Below are 16,358 nucleotides of genomic sequence, written 5' to 3'. Positions count from 1 at the left end.
ATTCAGACCGCCGGCAGCAAACAGCGCCAGGCCATAGAAGTCGATGACGAAGGACAAGTCAGCGGCCAAACCACACCGAGTAAAGATAAAGATGCCCGTTGGACAAAGAAAAACGGTTTATACAGACTCGGTTACAAACAACATACCCGTACCGATTCTGAAATCGCTTTCAGACGGCATTTCGCCCCAAAAGAGCGGTGGATTTTGCAAAAGTTTTTCGGCTTTGCACTCCGCACGCAGGCAGCCTGAAAACGCCGAGCAGGTCGGGCATGGATGCCCGACAAACAAACTGTTCAGACGGCCTTACTGCATTCGGATGTTCGTCGTTTGCATTATTTGCAATGTTGTTTTATCATCAATACTACATTGATTATGTTGCGTATTTTAGTAATTTATTGTTTTTAAAAGGTATTTAAATGAAGAAAAAAATGCTGCTTTTAACCTTGCTGGTCTCGGCAACAGTGGTGGCGAAGCCGGTAAATAGTGGAAAAATAGCCCATCATCAAACCGTGTCGTGCGGCAATCAGGTTTATGTACAATCATCAGGCGGCGCAGTGTTAAAGGAAAAGCCCGATGCCCGTTCGAAAACGGTAATGCAGTTAAGAAACACCCAATATCTCTGTGTGGTTGGCAATGTGGCTGAATCAAACGGCTGGACGCTGGTGAAAAAAGTGCCTCCGGCAGCGGGTGCGGGCTGTGAAGATGCAGGCGCGAAAGAATGCTTGAAAATGGCAGATTTTCCAAGCAAATGGCAGGTAAAGAAACCGTCAGGCAGCCAATGCCGTCTGACGACTTCGTTTGACGAGGGCGGGCAGCTTGTTGTAACCGCCAGCGGTGTATGTGCAACCGGCTGGGTTAAAACAAAGGCTGTCCGTTTTTTTGCAGATTAATTTTTTAACACGGCATAAAAGGAATTGAAATGTCTGAAATTCAAGAACGGCAGAATCAACGGATTATTGATTATGCTGAAGCAAACTTTTCGAAAACCACGCATGAATACGGCAGACAGGATATGGCTAGACGCTCTGCAAATAAATCTGGAGAGAAAATTGATCCTTCTCGTTTAAATGAAGACAAAGATCATGATGGAAGAAAAGGTGTTGATTGTTCTTCTCTTGTTTATTTTTCATTAGAAGGAGCGGGATTTAATCTTAAAATGGAAGCCAAAGACTTTGGAACCAGAACGCTGTTTAACGGAAAACATATAACGAACTATGCTCAAAAAAATTTTGATGTACTACCTGCATCTGCCAAAACAGATGGCAGTTTGAAAGCAGGCGACATATTAATGATGACAATGCCGGGAGGTTCTCAACACGTTGCTGTTTTTAAAGAGTATGATGAAAAAGGACGCATTCATTTTTTTGGATCTCAAACATCAACAGGGCCTGCTGAAGTAGTGATGACAGGAAATTCTTATTGGGATCAAAAAACTATTTTTCACGGTGCATTACGGCCTAAAGAAAACTTTATTAAACCTGAGATGGCGCCGGATATTGGAAAAAATGAATCGGAATCCCAATCTAAATATGAAAAAATTCGTTCGATGATCAATGGGTTAATGAATGATAAGGATGGTTCGTACACCAAGCAGCTTTTAGCAGAAAACCAAGATATTGTTGATAAATTCAACAAACGTGTACAGGAGGGTTTGGCACAACAGACACCATCGTTTTCTAACCAAGAGACTCAAATTGCACAACAGGAAACGGAATACCAGGGTTATTCGCGTAGCTGATAAAGATCTGATTTTGAATAACTGTATTTGATTCAACACAAATGCAAAAAAGGCCGTCTGAACCCGCTTTCAGACGGCCTTTAACCCAACACAAGGAGCCAAAAAATGAACCCGCGTTACGCCCCGATGTTTGCGCCGTATACCCTATCAAACGCTACCGGCGAGAGGGTTGATTTTGCTGGGAACGGCGGGACAGTTGGCATTTGCCATGTACCGCGCAGGCGGCTTGTGGCGCGGCGTCCATAACCTTGATGCCACCACGCCGATTGTTTACCTGCCCACCGTTGCCACCAATTTTGTCAGCGCGACCGCAATGGCGACATTGGGTTTATCGGATTACGCTTGGCTGTTTTGGGCGCGGGACTGTTTTCATGGCTTAGCTTGGAAGCCGCCATATTGAGCCGTTTGCGCACCGGCACACCCGTCAACGCCCCTGTGCGCGGTATTGTCGGCATTCAACTTGCGCCCGCTTTTGTCGGCTGCGGCGCCTATTTCGCCGTATCGGGCGGGCACATCGATACCTTCCCGCTGCTTTTAATCGGCTACGGCTGCCTGCAATTCCTGCTACTGCTACGCCTTCTGGCTTGGATGCTGGAGAAAGGATTTAGCCCCAGTTTTTGGGGTTTCTCGTTCGGTTTGGCGGCAATGACGGGCTGCGGTTTTCATTTGATCGCCGAACAGCGTTTACTGTTTTTAGGCTATTTCCTCGCCACCACAGGCTCCGGTTTGGTGATGCTGCTGTTGCTGGCGACTTTGAATTTGGCTAGACAGGGGCGCTTGTTGGTGAAATGAAAAATCGTGCGGCTTAAAGGTGTTATAAAACGGACATAGTCTCAGGTCGTCTGAAAACTATATTTGGAAATTCAAACCGATGAAGATAAACCCTAAAAACGGCAGCATCATCCTGCCAGACGGCAACATTATTAGCGCGCGCACCACGCTTGATGATTGGATTGCATGCTTCCCAAAATCCAGCCCGAATCATCTGCAAGCGGGAATAACATTTTTCGGTTTGTCATTTACCAAACAGTCCGAACAATACACCCTTACCGCCCAGTTCGAGCAGCAGCGGCTGGAGAGCTTATCCATATTCTTCTGCCCAATAGGTGAGGACAACAGCTGGGCAGCATGGTCGGAGGAGCGCGAATTGCAACGCAGAAAACAATTTGATCGATGGCTGGATAAGCAGCTGGGCGATGCCCCTTGCGCCATTGAAACATCGGCATCTGGCAAATGCCGTCGATTTACATGGGGCAATGCGGGCGCGTATTACTACAATAAAGACGGCAGTACGATGATCGTCATCAGTTATCGCTGAACGCCTTTCAAAGGATGCCCCATGCACTACCGATCGCTCAACGCCGTTCTGGAACAATACCACCATCCCTCCTCCCCAAACAGCCTCGCCCTGCATATCGACCGTCAAACGCAAGGCTACCTGAAACTCCACACACCCGACGGCATCAGCCTGATTTATCAGGACAAACCCGTGTTCTGGTCGTTCTTCAGCCACGATTTATACGACGCTTACCTCATCCGCAGCTACGCCGAAAGCTGGCAGGCATACCAGCCCGTCGCAGATGGACAAGCATTCCAAGCCGTACCGTCCCAAAGGCCGTCTGAACGCCCCTACTCCGAAGCGGGTATCTTTTCAGACGGCCTCCAAAACACATTCAGCCGCCCCACCCTGCAAGCGTTCAACCAACACCATCTAGACATTCTCCGCAACGATACCGGCCTATGCTGCGCCATCGCCCAACTGCGGTTTTGGAAGCAAAACCAAAGCGAGCCGCACACCACGTCTGAATACGAAAACCGCAACCTACTCGAATGCAGCCTCGCCGTCGCCCAAGCCGCATACAGGCGGAGACAGAACATCGGAGCATATTTTAATAGTGATTGTTAAGGCTGATAGTGAAAACTTTTCTCCAATAAATAACGTCATTGACTGAAAAAGAAAAGGTTCACACATGATTAAGGAAAGATTGAAAGAAAGTAGGAGAAACGGTGGAAACTAAAATGCAGGAATTGACAGTAGTTATAAGTGATAATAACTAATCAACAATGGTCTTTGCATTTTGTGGAGAGAAAAAAGCTAGGATTAATGAAATAAGACCATCTGAACAGTTTTGAATAAGTTCAAACAAAGTTGGCACAATTCACTATCTTTACCCTACTCTATTTCGCCAGGCTACAATTAATGATAAGGTTACAGTAAAATTAACCAGCCAAATTTCTATTAAAACCTATTGATTTGATACTAAAAAAAATTGGAGTACTATGAGCACACTCTCTAGAGTATCATTAATTCTCATTTGACATATAGGAACAAAACAGCGGAATTTGTAGAAGAATAGGGAAAAGGAAATTAATTTATATTATGTTAAATTAATAATACTAGTATTTTAGCCTGTTAAATCCAGTTTCTTCTAGTTGTACAATCACTTACAGAATTCAAATATAAAAGGCCATCTGAAGAATTTCAGACGGCCTTCTCTTTATCAATATCCATGAAACCAATTCAGATCACAGTTTTATTCCAAAGCATGATTAAATTTCTTTGATAGAATTTTAGATAGCCCTATTCATTGACTACTACCACTTTCCCAAACCCGTCCACGCTTTGCAAAAAACGGTGGGCTTCGGGAACTTGTTCCAATGCAAACACGCGTTCAATTAAGATTTTCACATTAAATTGCCAGATATAGTCAAACATCGCATCTAGCTTGGCTTGCGACACATTGCCCGAATAAAAGGCGGTGAGATAGCTGTTGTTTTTGAGTTCGATAATCGGATCAAAATCGTTCACGTACCATATATTACCTAGCTGCCCTGTATTGCAGACGATGCCGTGTTCGTTGATGTGGGTGAAAGAATCACACAAAGTTGCCGGCCCGACCAATTCCAGAATTTTGTCATAGTTTTGGTCTGTTTGTAGTTTGCCGTCGGCTTCAGTAATCACTTCGTCAAATCCGACCGCTTGCAAATGGGTAGCTTTGGCAGGATTACGCGTTGAACCGTGCAATACGATATGCGGAAACTGTGCTTTAAGAAGCTGCGCAAAGGCTATGCCCACACCGCTACCGGCACCACGCACCAACACACGATCTTGCGGCGCGATACGAAGCTGCTGCAATGAGCCGAATGCGGTGTAGTAGGTTTCGGGAATTGCGGCAAGGGTTTTCCAATCCAAATCGGTATGAACGGGGTAAATTTGCTCGTTGGGCAGCAACACATATTCGGCGTAGCTGCCGTCAAAGGCGCACCCCATTTCTCCCATAATAGAGACGACCTTTTGTCCGACCGCCAGCGCGGGTGTGGAACTTTGCGCCACTTCGCCTACACATTCAATGCCCAAAATGCGTGGAAACTCACGGATGGCGATTTGCCTTCACGCGTGAAAATCTCGGAATGGTTGATGCTGAAGCCTTTGATTTTTACCAGTGACCAACCCTCTTTGATATCAGGTGTTGGCACGTCTTGATAAATCAGTTGCTCTGGACCGCCGGCTTGGTAGATTTTTACGGCTTTCATAATACCTCCCTGAGAATCTGATGCTTTCAGGTAGCCTACTGCCAATTTTACTTTCCTAACAACCCATTTTTCTCCAAATAATCCCGCGCTACGTTTTCCGCGCTTTCGCCTTGCACTTTCACGCGGTAGTTCATCTCGCTCATTTCCTCTTCGCTAATTTTTCCCGCCAGTCGGTTAAGTGCGGTCACAATTTGCGGATTTTTCTCGGCAAATTCTGCTTTCATCAATGGTGCCCCCTGATAAGCAGGAAACAGGGAAATATCATCTTTCAGCAGGCGCAACTGGTATTGCTTCAATTCTGCGTCGGTAGAAAAGGCCTCCACTAGGTCGATTTTGTCATTCAACAATGCTGTATAGCGTAAGGCAGGTTCCAAGTTAACAATATGTTTTAGCTTGATACCGGCTGCCTGCATGCCTTTGTAGCCGTCTGCTCGGTCGGTAAACTCCAGTGAGAAACCTGCTCGGATATCGGGCGCAGCCTGCTTCAAGTCGCTGATGGCATTCAGTTGGTGCTCCGCGCCGTAGCTTTCTTTGACTGCTAACGCATAAGTGTTCTGATAAGACATTGGTGGCAGAAACTCTAACTGATATTGTTCCGCCAATAATTGTTTGCCCCGTTGATAGGTTTCATCTGGCGACAGATGGCGGTTCTTCTGTTCAGTTGGTACTTGTACTAAGGCTTCCAGCACTGTGCCGGTGAATTCAGGATAAATATCGATTTCGCCACTATTCAGTGCGCTAAACAGGAAAGTAGTTTTGCCAAAATTAGGTTTGACTGTGACTTTCACGTTCGAATTCTCACGTTCAATCAATAATTTATACATGTTAATCAGAATATCCGGCTCACTCCCCATTTTGCCGGCAACCACCACGTTTTTTGTGGCAGGTGTAAATGAAATCTGCGACAGACCGAGTGCGCCGAAGCCCACCGCCAATGCAAGAATAATCGGCAACTTGCGTCGTGATTTCTGCAACAGCCCGATAATGCCGCTTACACCGACAGCCAATAATGCGGAGAGCAATGCGCCGGTAAACGTCATTGTCATGTTGTTGCGGTCAATGCCGAGCAGAATTAGGTTGCCCAAACCGCCTGCGCCGATTAACGCAGCCAGAGTTGCCGTGCCGACAATCAGCACTGCCGCCGTGCGGATGCCAGAAATCATGGCTGGAAGTGCCATCGGTAGCTCAATCCGCCACAATGATTGCCAGCGCGACAGGCCGAATGCAGTGTACGCATCTTGAATCGATTGGTCGATTTGGGTCAGCCCCAAATAGGTATTTTGAAAAATAGGCAACAGCGCGTATAGCGTGAGCGCAATCAAGACGGGCGGCGAACCGATACCGACAAACGGAATCAGCAAACCCAGCAGCGCCAAAGACGGAATGGTTTGCAATATATTGGTAAACTGTAATACCACTTCCGCTGCCCGCTGTCTGCGCGCAAACAACACGGCGGCAGGCACCGCAATCGCCACTGCCGCGAGCAAAGCCAGGCCGGAAAGCCATAAATGCGTAAGCAGCATTTGCCAGAGTTCTGCTGGGGTAACGTTTAGGGATGAGAACATAGTCTTAAATTTTATGTTTAGTACGTTGAATAATAGATGTTTATGTTTGCTTTACAGCAAGGTATTAGCGCCTTGAAAGAGGTTTCAGACGGCCTTCACCATCATAACACTGCCCTTCTCACAGCTTCCTGTCCCTGTTTATCCAACCGTAAGAATTGGTGGATGATGCGTTCGGCATCGGGTGCATCGGCGGTGGAAAACAGCGATTGCACATAATCATTTGCCGGCTGCTTTTTGATTTCTTCAGGTGTGCCGATTTGTACCAGTTTGCCATTATGCATTACACCGATACGGCAAGCGAGTTTGGCGGCTTCCTGCATATCATGGGTAACGAAAACGATAGTGGTACCAAATTTTTGGTGAATCATAGCAATTTGGTCTTGCAGCACGGTGCGCACCAGCGGGTCAAGTGCTGAAAACGGTTCGTCCATCAGAAGCACTTGGGGCTTGGCGGCAATGGCTCGCAAAATACCGATGCGCTGCTGTTCACCGCCGGAAAGTTCGTGCGGGTAGCGGTCGCGGTAGTGCGCAGGGTCAAGTTCCACCAACTCCAATAATTCATTCACACGCGTTTTGCGTTCGGCTTTCGGCCAGCCCAGTACGTCAGGCATGAGTTCGATATTTTCCGCGACGGTCATGGTGGGAAAAAGCGCGATTTGCTGCAATACGTAACCAATTTGGTGGCGAAGCTGACGGATGTCGTAGTCTTTAATCCGTTTCCCGTGCAGATAAACATTGCCATCGGTCGGTTCAATTAGCGCGTTAATCATGCGTAAAGTAGTGGATTTGCCGCTGCCCGAGCCACCTACCAACACGAAAAATTCACCCTGATAAATGGTCAAATCCAAATCGCGCACAGCATATTTGCCGTCATAATGCTTGCCTGTGCCACGAAACTCGATAAATGGGACAAGATTATTTTGCATATTGTGCCTTTACTACGTCTTCAAAACTAAGTGGTGCGTGTCCCAACAACTGCGACAGGTCGTCTGAAACGGTAGCAAGCTCGCCTTTGGCAATGGCAGTGTAGGTAGAAACCCAGGCTTCAATCTGCCAATCGGGCGTGTCAGGATACTCAGCTTTGCGGCTGGCGAAGGCTTCTTCCACAGTTTCATTGTGGTAGCAGTGCGGTTTGCCGGTGATTTCGGTTAAGACGGCGGCTATTTCAGCGAAGTTTAATGATTGGGAACCGGTCAGCGTGTAGGTCTGATTATCGTGGTGGTGATTGTCGCAAGCGATGTCGGCGATGATGTTTGCCGCTGCTTGGGCGACATCGCACTGCGAAACGCAGGCAACGCGCCCGTCGTCGGCTGGGCCTGCGATGATGCCGTCTGCGTTAGCAATTGTTGCCATCATCTCACTGTAAAAATTGTCGCGCAGAAAGGTGTAGCGCATATTTGTTTGCCGGATTGCATTTTCGGTAACCGCATGAGTGCGCGCCAGCGTGAAGGTGCTGTCCAACGCCGCTTGATCAAAAGAGAGATAGACAATGTGTTGCATGCCCGCTTCCGAAGCAGCCTGCACCAAAGTCAAATGCTCCTGCTCGCGTGTCGGGCTTTCGGCAGCGGACACCATAAACAGCACTTCCACCCCATTTAAAGCCTGCTTAGCAAGCTCTAAATCGTCATAGGCAAACCGTCGTGCCTCGCAGTTCGTGAGATTGGGCGCTTTGGCAGGGTTGCGCAGCGGCAGAATAAGCGGCAGGCTGGGTGTGCTCAGATGACGGGCAACCATACCGCCGATGTTGCCGCTGGAGCCAGTGATGGCTAGATTCATGTTGTTTTCCTTATGCGTTTTCTAAAGAGATAGCTTTGCCGTTTACAGGGTTTCTGTAAAACCATGTGCATGCTGCTTTTTGGGTTTCAGGTAGACTGAATAGATTCAAGGGATGGTTTATTAATGGTTATTTTATTGTAGCAGTTTTCCTGCATACGATAAGCAGCGAAAGACTTACTTGATTATTAAGCTGATATTAATAATTAGGTTAGGATATGTGGTCTTTCCGTTTTCAGGTCCCTTATGGCTTAAAACGGACTTCTTTTACTAGTTTTTAGAATTTAGGTGGCATTTACATTACCAAGTATTTGTACTGCATTTCTCTAGTCTCAAAGAATTTAAAGAGCTTGGGGTATGTCCCCACGGCCCTATTCCACTACTAAATAATTAAGTGATAGAGTTATAGCATAATTAAACTGACAAATTTCTTAAAACCTATTGATTTGATACTAAAAATTGGAGTACTATGAGCACACTCTCTAGAATATCATTAATTGTCATTTGACATATAGGAACAATAAGCGGAATTTGTAGAAGAATAGGAAAAAGGAAATTAATTTATATTATGTTAAATTATGATTATAAGTTATAATCATAATTTAGTAATTTAATTAATATTTTTAAATTTCTTATTCTAAGCCACTTTCAAAGAACAGGATCTTTTGTATCGCTCAGTAGATATCTAAAATTCTAAAAACCATTTGAACTTAAAGATTCAAACGGTTTTTTAGTATCAAGTTATTTATATTCCATGCTTTTAAATACGGTTAAATTTTAAAATTTAATCCTCCTTCAAATCCCTGCTTACCCCATCAAGATCTGCCAGTACTTAAACCTGCTTTTCCATTTTCCCATAAAGTTTTCAGCAATACTTTCCACGCTGATAGTTTGGGATCAGGCTGTTTACCTTGTCCGATTAAGTCCATTTGCATCATATACCAGTTCATTTCCAACATCGCGCCCGCTTTTTTATTAACAAATGCGACGCCAGTTTTGATGCGGTCGGTTTGCACGGTTTGGTAAGTGCCGTTTTGCATTTTATTCGCTAAATCAGGCACTAAGGCAAACGGACGGGCGACGCCGACCAAATCCAAATGGCCGCTGGCGAGTGCGTCTCCCATGGCGTTTTGCGAACGGAAGCCGCCGGTGATAATCAGCGGGGCTTGGCTGACTGCACGGGCTTTTTCGGCGTAATCGATGAAGAAGGCTTCGCGTTTGCGGGTGCTGTCTTTGGCGGCGAGCATTTGCGGGCTTTCGTAGTTGCCACCGGAAACTTCAATAAAATCAATGCCCATTTCCGACAGTTTTTGCACCACCTGCACCGATTCGCTTTCGTCAAATCCGCCTTTTTGGAAATCCGCCGAATTGAGCTTTACACCGACCAAGAAATCTTTGCCCACGGCGGCGCGGATGGCGGTGTAGGTTTCCAAAAGGAAGCGCATACGGTTTTCCAAACTGCCGCCCCATTGGTCTTGGCGACGGTTGTGGTGCGGCGAGAAAAATTGGCTGATGAGATAGCCGTGCGCGGCGTGAATTTGTACGCCTGAAAAGCCTGCCTGTTCAGCAATTTTGGCGGTTTGCACGAATTGCTGAATCAGCCCGTTGATTTCATCGGCAGTCAATTCACGCGGCGGATTGATGAAGCCGTCCATGCCCACCAGCGGCACGGCACTCGGGGCAAGCGGGGTTTTATTGACCACCGCAGGTGACTGCTTGCCCGCATGGTTGATTTGCATGATGAGCAGCGTGTCGTTTTGCGTGCCTACTTTCGCCCATTTTTTCAGCATTTCAAGACCGCGGTCGTCTGAAATCACCACATCATTTATCGAACCTTTGCCGCTTTCGGCAACCATCACATTGCCCGTAACCAACACACCTGCACCGCCTTTTGCCCAAGTGTCGTAGAGGCGGACAAGTTTTTCAGACGGCTGGTCGTTTTGGGCAAGTTGCTCTTCCATGGAGGATTTGAAGATACGGTTTTTGGCGGTTTTGCCGTTTGGAAAAGTGAACGGGGTAAATAACATAATTCTTTCCTTTAAGTTGATAAGTTTAAAAATGTAAACGTATTTGGGTAAAAATAAAGGGTTAATGGATAACCCTATTTTGAAAGCGGGCAATTTTGAGCCATTAAATCAGCAAGCTGTTTCAATCTCGCCACCGCATCCGCCATGGCAATACTGTAAAACCGCTCTTTGCCGACCTGCTCTACCGCCACCGCTCCAGCTTGCAGCATGATTTTCAAATGATGCGACACAGCAGGGCGCGACAGATGCAGATACTCGGTCAGCTCATTCACATTCATCTTGCCGTGTTCCCACAGCACGCGCAGGATTTGATGGCGGTTTTCATCGCTCAACACGGTAAAGATGGGAATGCACTCGCGCATTAAATTCATCGTTTGTTGCGGCATATTCGGCTTCTTGAGTTTATATGTTTAAAAACTTGAACGCATTTTAAAGGGAACGATGGGAAATGTCAAAGGGAATTTTCAGAAGATGGTTTTAATGTACAAATCACAGCGTTTCATCAATAATTATCTCAGTCTGCAAGTTGTTTCAGACGGCCTTTTTCGTAATAAAGAGCGGTCAAATTTTTAAGTGTTTTGCAAATCATCTTAAAAACTTGACCACTTGCATCATTATCAAGACCGCAGCCGTCTGAAACATTGATAGACCGGTTACTGATGTCCGCTTTCTGCTACTTTTGTCCATTTTGCCAATGTCTGCTTCATCTGTGCCTGAGGGATGAAGCGGGCCATCCGTTCTACTTCCTTGCCTTGATAAAACAGCAGCCATGCAGGTACGGTCAGCACGTGGAAACGTCCGGCCATTTCGGGTATTTCAGCAATATCGGCTTTTACGGCATACACATTTCCTTCCTCCGCCAAAGCTGAGTCAAGCTGGGCGCCCACGACCGTACAAACACCGCAGATTGGGGCTTTGATGTACAGTGATACTAAAGGGTGTGTGGCGATGGCCTGTTCGATGTCTTTCAAAGTGTGCAGTTGTTGCATGCCATGTACTCCTTTGAGCGATTAAGCCCTTTTCTAGTTGTCCAGAAAAGGGGCTTTTAACGAAATGAAAACAAGAAAACGTTTTGAGTCGTCTAGATTTTTTCCACAACCACTTTTGCCCGCGCTTTCAGGCTGTTCAACACTGGCGAGGTGGCGGCGGAGCGGTCGGCGAAATTTTGCAGGGTAGGAAGGTCGGCGTCGGCTTTTACTTTTACGGTTAGCACCAGATTATCCAGTCCGCCGTAGCCATCTTCCATGCCAAACAGTTTGGCCATGTCGATACCGCCGCTTGCGGATATTTCAAACTGTTCCAGTTTCACGCCTGCCAATGCTGCTTGCAACTCGAAACCTATGGAGCAGCAGCCTGCCGCAGCGCTGATCAGGTATTCCACCGGATTTGGGGCGGCGTTTGCACCGCCCATGTTTTTCGGTTCGTCTGTGGTAAAGGCGGGGAAGCGGCGCACGGAGATTTCATTCTTCGTGCCGGATACCCAGCGCGAATCGGCGCGTAATACTGCCTTGCCTTTTGCATGGTCGTTTTCAATCGCTGCCATGGTAGTTCGGAAACGTTCGATATCTAACCCGTTAATCATGTTTTGTCCTTTCATATGATGAATTGCAGATGGTTTTTCGCTACACTTACACGCCCATTTTCCACGCGGAGATGCGTTTCAAATTATCCACCGTGTCGTGATTGACGATGGTGGCGAACGTGCCGTCCAGTTTGGCAATTTCGGCTTTGTCTTCATTACTAAGCGCAAAATCAAAGACATTCAGGTTTTCCGCCATACGTTCGGGTTTGGTGGATTTTGCCAACACGATGATGTCGCGTTCCACCAGCCAGCGGGTAATCACTTGCGCCACGGATTTGCCATATTTCGTACCAATTAGCGACTGACAAAATGGTGGGCAAAAGCCCACCGCTTCAAGTTGATGTTTTATCATTAACCGAACACTTTTTTCAAATGTGCTTGGTAGTCTGCGAAGTATTGTTCTACTTGTGGATTTTTAACTACATCGTTACATGTAAATGTCGGTAGACGGGTCAAACCGATGAACTCGTTGAGTTTGTGGAAAGGCATGTACACAGCATCCACATCTTTGCCTTCAAAGAAGTCGCCTTCACGGGTGAACGCTTCAATCGGCGCATTCCAAGTAAGCGAAAGCATGTGTTTTTTGCCTTGCAATAAACCACCTGTACCGAAACCTTCGGTCGGGCTGACACGATGACGGCCATCACTGTGGTAAAGCTTGCCGTGTCCAGCGATAAATACTTCGTCTATGTATTTCTTCACTGTCCAAGGCTCGTGCATCCACCAAACAGGCATCTGCCAAATCACGGCATCCATCCACAAGAATTTTTCGATTTCTGCCTCAACATCATAGCCAGCATCAATCACAGTTTCTTTTACATTGTGTCCAAGTGCGGTCAAAACTTCTTTTGCTTTTTTGTGAAGCGTGTGGTTTAACTCACCATGAGAATGGCCGAAAGCTTTACCACCGTTTAATAATAAAATGTTCATTTTTACTCCTAGAATAAATAATTTATAAAAAAAGGATGTGATGTTTACGGATATTGTCTTCTGTTTACTCTCATGAAGTTGCAGTCATTTTATGATTTGTTTTTATTGAGATCAATAGGGTTTGGCTTTATTATGTAATGAATTAAATTCACTAATAAAAGAGAGTTTAAAGAGAAAATGCAGAACTTTAACGAACTGAATTATTTTTTGACGTTGGCGCAAACACAGAGTTTTGTAAAAGCGGGACAGCTTTTGGGGATTTCTTCTTCGGCGTTGAGTCATAGCATGAAAAATTTAGAAATGCGGCTAAATTTACGTCTGTTCAACCGCACTACACGCAATGTGTCGCTGACCGAAGCCGGACAACAGCTTTTCGACCAACTTTTCCCACTTTATCAAGCCATAAACCAAGAAGTCGATGCATTAAATGATTTTTTGAATACGCCATCGGGATTGATTCGCATCAACGCCCCGTCGATGGCAGCGGAAGCCGTGTTGTATCCAAAATTAAAGCCGATTTTGAACCAATACCCGAAAATCCGCTTGGAAATCGTGGTGGACGATCGTTGGGCAGATATTGTGAAAGAAGGATTTGATATGGGCGTTCGGTTAGGTAACAAGGTAGCGAAAGAGATGATTGCGGTGCCAATTTCTGCGCCGCTCAAAATGGCGTTGGTCGCCTCGCCCGATTATCTGGCGCAATACGGTTCGCCGAAAAATATTGATGATTTGCAGCAGCACCGCCTTATCGGTGCGAAGCTCTCCGCCGAACACGGCGCGGAAATTCAATGGGAATTCAAATACAAAAAAAAGCTGATTACGTTCACACCAAAATCGCAGTTTTCTATCAACAATCATCTGCGCCTGCAAGCCGTTTCAGACGGCCTTGGCATCACTTGGCTGCCACATATCATCGCCGCAGACGCACTCCATTCTGGGCAGTTGGTCGAGCTGTTACCCGAGTATGCTATGACTTACGAACCGCTTTACCTCTATTACCCCAGCCGCCGTGGGCATTCCAATGTGTTTAAGTTGATTGTGGATGCGCTGCGGGTGGAGGTCGTCTGAAAATGTAAAAGCAGCCTGACTTCTTTGTATGGATTTCAGACTGCTTTTTGTTTTCAGGTAGCCTTATAGCTTCTAGGAGACCTTATTCATATACCGCCTGCCACATTGCGTCCTGCACCGCCTGTACCCAGTTTTCAGGCTGCTTGGTCGCTACACCATCCTTGACCGCCTGTTTGGCAACAGCAACAGCAACAGTAGCAGACGATGCACGCAGGTTATTCACCGATGGCAGGAGCGGCGCGCCTTCGTCCTGCGGATTGACTTGCGAGGCGACAGCTTCAGCTGCAGCCAGCAGCATCCCGTCAGTAACGTGTTTCGCACCGGAAACGATAACTCCCAGCCCCAACCCTGGGTAAAGCATGGCGTTGTTAGCTTGACCGATTTCGTAGTTCACGCCTTTATACGGCACGGGTGGCACGGGGATGCCGACAGAAATGAGCGCTTTGCCATCCGACCATTTTATAGCCTCACTCGGCATCACTTCGATTTTCTCGGTCGGGTTAGATAACGGCAGCAGAATTGGGCGCTCTACGCCCGCACATAGGGCTTTGACTACGTCTTCAGTGAATGCGCCGTGATCGGTGGATGTGCCAATCAAGATAGTCGGTTTTACTTGTTTTACAACTTCGAGCAAGCCGATTTTACCGTCCGTTTTCGTCCAGTCGGCAACTTCAGTGGCTGGGCGGGCATATTCCTGCTGGTAATCAGGCAAGCCGTCCATGTCATCAGTAACCAGTCCGTTGATGTCAATCAGCCATACGCGTTGTTTCGCTTCTTCGCGACTCAGGCCTTCGCGCTCCATCGCCGCACTGATTTGGTCGGCCATACCCGTACCTGCGGTGCCTGCACCGTACACCACCAACCGCTGTTCGGCAAAGGTCTGTTTGGTCACTTTCAGGCCAGAGAATACGGCAGCCATCACAATCGCACCCGTTCCCTGCATATCGTCGTTGAAAATACGATATTGGCGACGGTTCTCCATCAAAATGCGGCGGGCATTAGACGGACCGAAGTCTTCAAAGTGCAAAAGCGCATTGGGGAACATTTCAGTAGCAGTTTTCAGGTAGCTTGCAATCAATGCGTCGTAGCGTTCACCACGCACGCGGGCATGGCGATTGCCCAAATAAGTGGGATCATTGAGCAGGACTTCATTATCTGTACCCACATCTAGATTCACAGCAATGGTGCGGCTGGGATGAATGCCCGCAGCAGCAGTATAAACTGCCAGTTTGCCGACGGAAATATCCGTGCCGTTCACACCCCAGTCGCCGATACCCAAAATCTCTTCCGCATCGGAAACTACAATCAAATCTACATCATCCGCACCCAAGCCCAGCGTTTCAAACGATGCACGGATGTTTTCAGGATGGTTTACATCCAGATAGACAGCTCGCGAACGGCGGTAGTCGCGGCTCCATTTTTTAATTGCTTCGCCGACAGTGGGGTCGTAAACGACGGGCAGCATTTCGGCTAGATGGTCAATCAGGAGTTTGTAGTACAGTACTTCGTTGCGGTTGTGCAGTTGATCGAGAAAGATATATTTTTCAATATCTTTCTCATAGGATGAAAACTGGCGGTAAGCACGCGTGGCCTGTTGTTCGAGCGTTTCTACAACGACAGGTAGGCGGCCGGTCAGGCCATATTTTGCTCGCTCTTCCAACGTGAAAGCGGTATCTTTGTTGGTGAGAGGGTTCTGTAGGATGGTGGGGGTGTTGCTCATATTGTGTCTCCTGTGAAGATTAGGAAAAGCTCGTCCGAAAAATGGACTGTTACATTGTACTTAAAAAAATATGGATTAAAAGTTAATTTAACAACCTAGAAAGTCCTTAAAAGTTGATGATTAGCCTTTTAAAGACTAATAACGGCCGTGTCACAATGAAACTGAATCTAAACCACACTGTTTCAGGCTACCTGAAACAGTGCAGGCTGCCATTGGTCTGATTTTTTGAATGCGTGCCTACGATGATGCTGCACCCCCATCCTGTTTTTCAGACGGTTTTTTTCATAACAAAGAGCGGTCAGTTTTTTAGGTATTTTTGTAAATCATCTTCAAAATCTGACCGCTTGAGACCTTTGCAAAATTCCCCAAAATCCCCTAAATTCCTACTAAGACATTTAGGGGATTTTCCATGAGTACCTTC

The 16,358-nt window shown here is 46.8% G+C and carries 16 protein-coding genes and 3 pseudogenes; 7 read left to right on the top strand and 12 right to left on the bottom strand.

Annotation, left to right across the window (positions count from 1 at the left end):
- The 6 genes and pseudogenes from ACTHSP_RS10805 to ACTHSP_RS10780 all read left to right on the top strand — a co-directional run.
- Positions 1–162 (top strand): annotated as a pseudogene (locus tag ACTHSP_RS10805) (IS5/IS1182 family transposase); the annotation flags it as partial.
- 254 nt (positions 163–416) lie between these two features.
- The gene (locus ACTHSP_RS10800) at positions 417–890 is read left to right on the top strand and encodes a hypothetical protein (protein ID WP_003746683.1); all 474 of its coding nucleotides are present in this window, start codon (positions 417–419) and stop codon (positions 888–890) included.
- Positions 891–919: 29 nt separating this feature from the next.
- Entirely contained in the window at positions 920–1,738 is an 819-nt protein-coding gene (locus ACTHSP_RS10795) for an NlpC/P60 family protein (protein ID WP_036490867.1), read from the top strand.
- 142 nt (positions 1,739–1,880) lie between these two features.
- Positions 1,881–2,530 (top strand): annotated as a pseudogene (locus ACTHSP_RS10790) (dicarboxylate transporter/tellurite-resistance protein TehA); the annotation flags it as partial.
- Positions 2,531–2,609: 79 nt separating this feature from the next.
- Complete coding sequence (locus ACTHSP_RS10785) at positions 2,610–3,056, top strand: hypothetical protein (protein ID WP_314513258.1); 447 nt, start codon at positions 2,610–2,612, stop codon at positions 3,054–3,056.
- 243 nt (positions 3,057–3,299) lie between these two features.
- Positions 3,300–3,644 (top strand): annotated as a pseudogene (locus ACTHSP_RS10780) (L-aspartate oxidase); the annotation flags it as partial.
- 675 nt (positions 3,645–4,319) lie between these two features.
- On the opposite strand, the gene ACTHSP_RS10775 reads toward ACTHSP_RS10780, so the two are convergent.
- From ACTHSP_RS10775 to ACTHSP_RS10725, 11 genes are all read right to left on the bottom strand, one after another.
- Positions 4,320–5,096 (bottom strand): zinc-binding dehydrogenase, encoded by a 777-nt coding sequence (locus ACTHSP_RS10775; RefSeq protein ID WP_440346088.1) that lies wholly within the window; start codon positions 5,094–5,096, stop codon positions 4,320–4,322.
- Positions 5,078–5,272 carry a hypothetical protein gene (locus ACTHSP_RS10770; protein ID WP_314513254.1) on the bottom strand — a complete coding sequence of 65 codons (195 nt, stop codon included), beginning with the start codon at positions 5,270–5,272 and terminating at the stop codon, positions 5,078–5,080. Before ACTHSP_RS10770 ends, ACTHSP_RS10775 begins: the two co-directional genes overlap by 19 nt.
- Positions 5,273–5,319: 47 nt before the next feature.
- The gene (locus ACTHSP_RS10765) at positions 5,320–6,837 is read right to left on the bottom strand and encodes an ABC transporter permease/substrate-binding protein (RefSeq protein WP_314513252.1); all 1,518 of its coding nucleotides are present in this window, start codon (positions 6,835–6,837) and stop codon (positions 5,320–5,322) included.
- A 101-nt stretch (positions 6,838–6,938) separates the two neighbouring features.
- Positions 6,939–7,763: an ABC transporter ATP-binding protein gene (locus ACTHSP_RS10760; RefSeq protein WP_107697240.1), complete on the bottom strand. Its 825-nt coding sequence runs from the start codon at positions 7,761–7,763 to the stop codon at positions 6,939–6,941.
- A complete protein-coding gene (locus tag ACTHSP_RS10755) occupies positions 7,753–8,613 on the bottom strand; it encodes an SDR family oxidoreductase (protein WP_314513249.1) in 861 nt (286 codons plus the stop codon). The genes ACTHSP_RS10760 and ACTHSP_RS10755 overlap by 11 nt, the downstream gene beginning before the upstream one ends.
- Positions 8,614–9,425: 812 nt before the next feature.
- A complete protein-coding gene (locus ACTHSP_RS10750) occupies positions 9,426–10,637 on the bottom strand; it encodes an NADH:flavin oxidoreductase/NADH oxidase family protein (protein WP_314513248.1) in 1,212 nt (403 codons plus the stop codon).
- Positions 10,638–10,711: 74 nt separating this feature from the next.
- The gene (locus tag ACTHSP_RS10745) at positions 10,712–11,023 is read right to left on the bottom strand and encodes a metalloregulator ArsR/SmtB family transcription factor (RefSeq protein ID WP_314513246.1); all 312 of its coding nucleotides are present in this window, start codon (positions 11,021–11,023) and stop codon (positions 10,712–10,714) included.
- Between the two features lie 267 nt (positions 11,024–11,290).
- Positions 11,291–11,626 carry a thioredoxin family protein gene (locus ACTHSP_RS10740; protein ID WP_049332398.1) on the bottom strand — a complete coding sequence of 112 codons (336 nt, stop codon included), beginning with the start codon at positions 11,624–11,626 and terminating at the stop codon, positions 11,291–11,293.
- A gap of 92 nt (positions 11,627–11,718) precedes the next feature.
- Positions 11,719–12,219, bottom strand: coding sequence for an OsmC family protein (locus tag ACTHSP_RS10735; protein ID WP_314513243.1), 501 nt, complete (start codon positions 12,217–12,219; stop codon positions 11,719–11,721).
- Positions 12,220–12,265: 46 nt separating this feature from the next.
- Positions 12,266–12,571 carry an aldo/keto reductase gene (locus ACTHSP_RS10730; protein WP_314513241.1) on the bottom strand — a complete coding sequence of 102 codons (306 nt, stop codon included), beginning with the start codon at positions 12,569–12,571 and terminating at the stop codon, positions 12,266–12,268.
- Positions 12,571–13,149 (bottom strand): NAD(P)H-dependent oxidoreductase, encoded by a 579-nt coding sequence (locus ACTHSP_RS10725; RefSeq protein WP_039862395.1) that lies wholly within the window; start codon positions 13,147–13,149, stop codon positions 12,571–12,573. The genes ACTHSP_RS10730 and ACTHSP_RS10725 overlap by 1 nt, the downstream gene beginning before the upstream one ends.
- A gap of 177 nt (positions 13,150–13,326) precedes the next feature.
- Here ACTHSP_RS10725 and ACTHSP_RS10720 point away from each other — a divergent pair, with 177 nt between their 5' ends.
- Positions 13,327–14,217 carry a LysR family transcriptional regulator gene (locus tag ACTHSP_RS10720; protein ID WP_440346087.1) on the top strand — a complete coding sequence of 297 codons (891 nt, stop codon included), beginning with the start codon at positions 13,327–13,329 and terminating at the stop codon, positions 14,215–14,217.
- 82 nt (positions 14,218–14,299) lie between these two features.
- On the opposite strand, the gene ACTHSP_RS10715 is transcribed toward ACTHSP_RS10720, so the two are convergent.
- Complete coding sequence (locus tag ACTHSP_RS10715; RefSeq protein WP_440346086.1) at positions 14,300–15,937, bottom strand: NAD-dependent malic enzyme; 1,638 nt, start codon at positions 15,935–15,937, stop codon at positions 14,300–14,302.
- Positions 15,938–16,358 lie beyond the last annotated feature (421 nt).

The sequence above is a fragment of the Neisseria sp. P0001.S005 genome, assembly GCF_051963715.1.
This window is presented reverse-complemented; position numbering and strand designations above follow the sequence as displayed.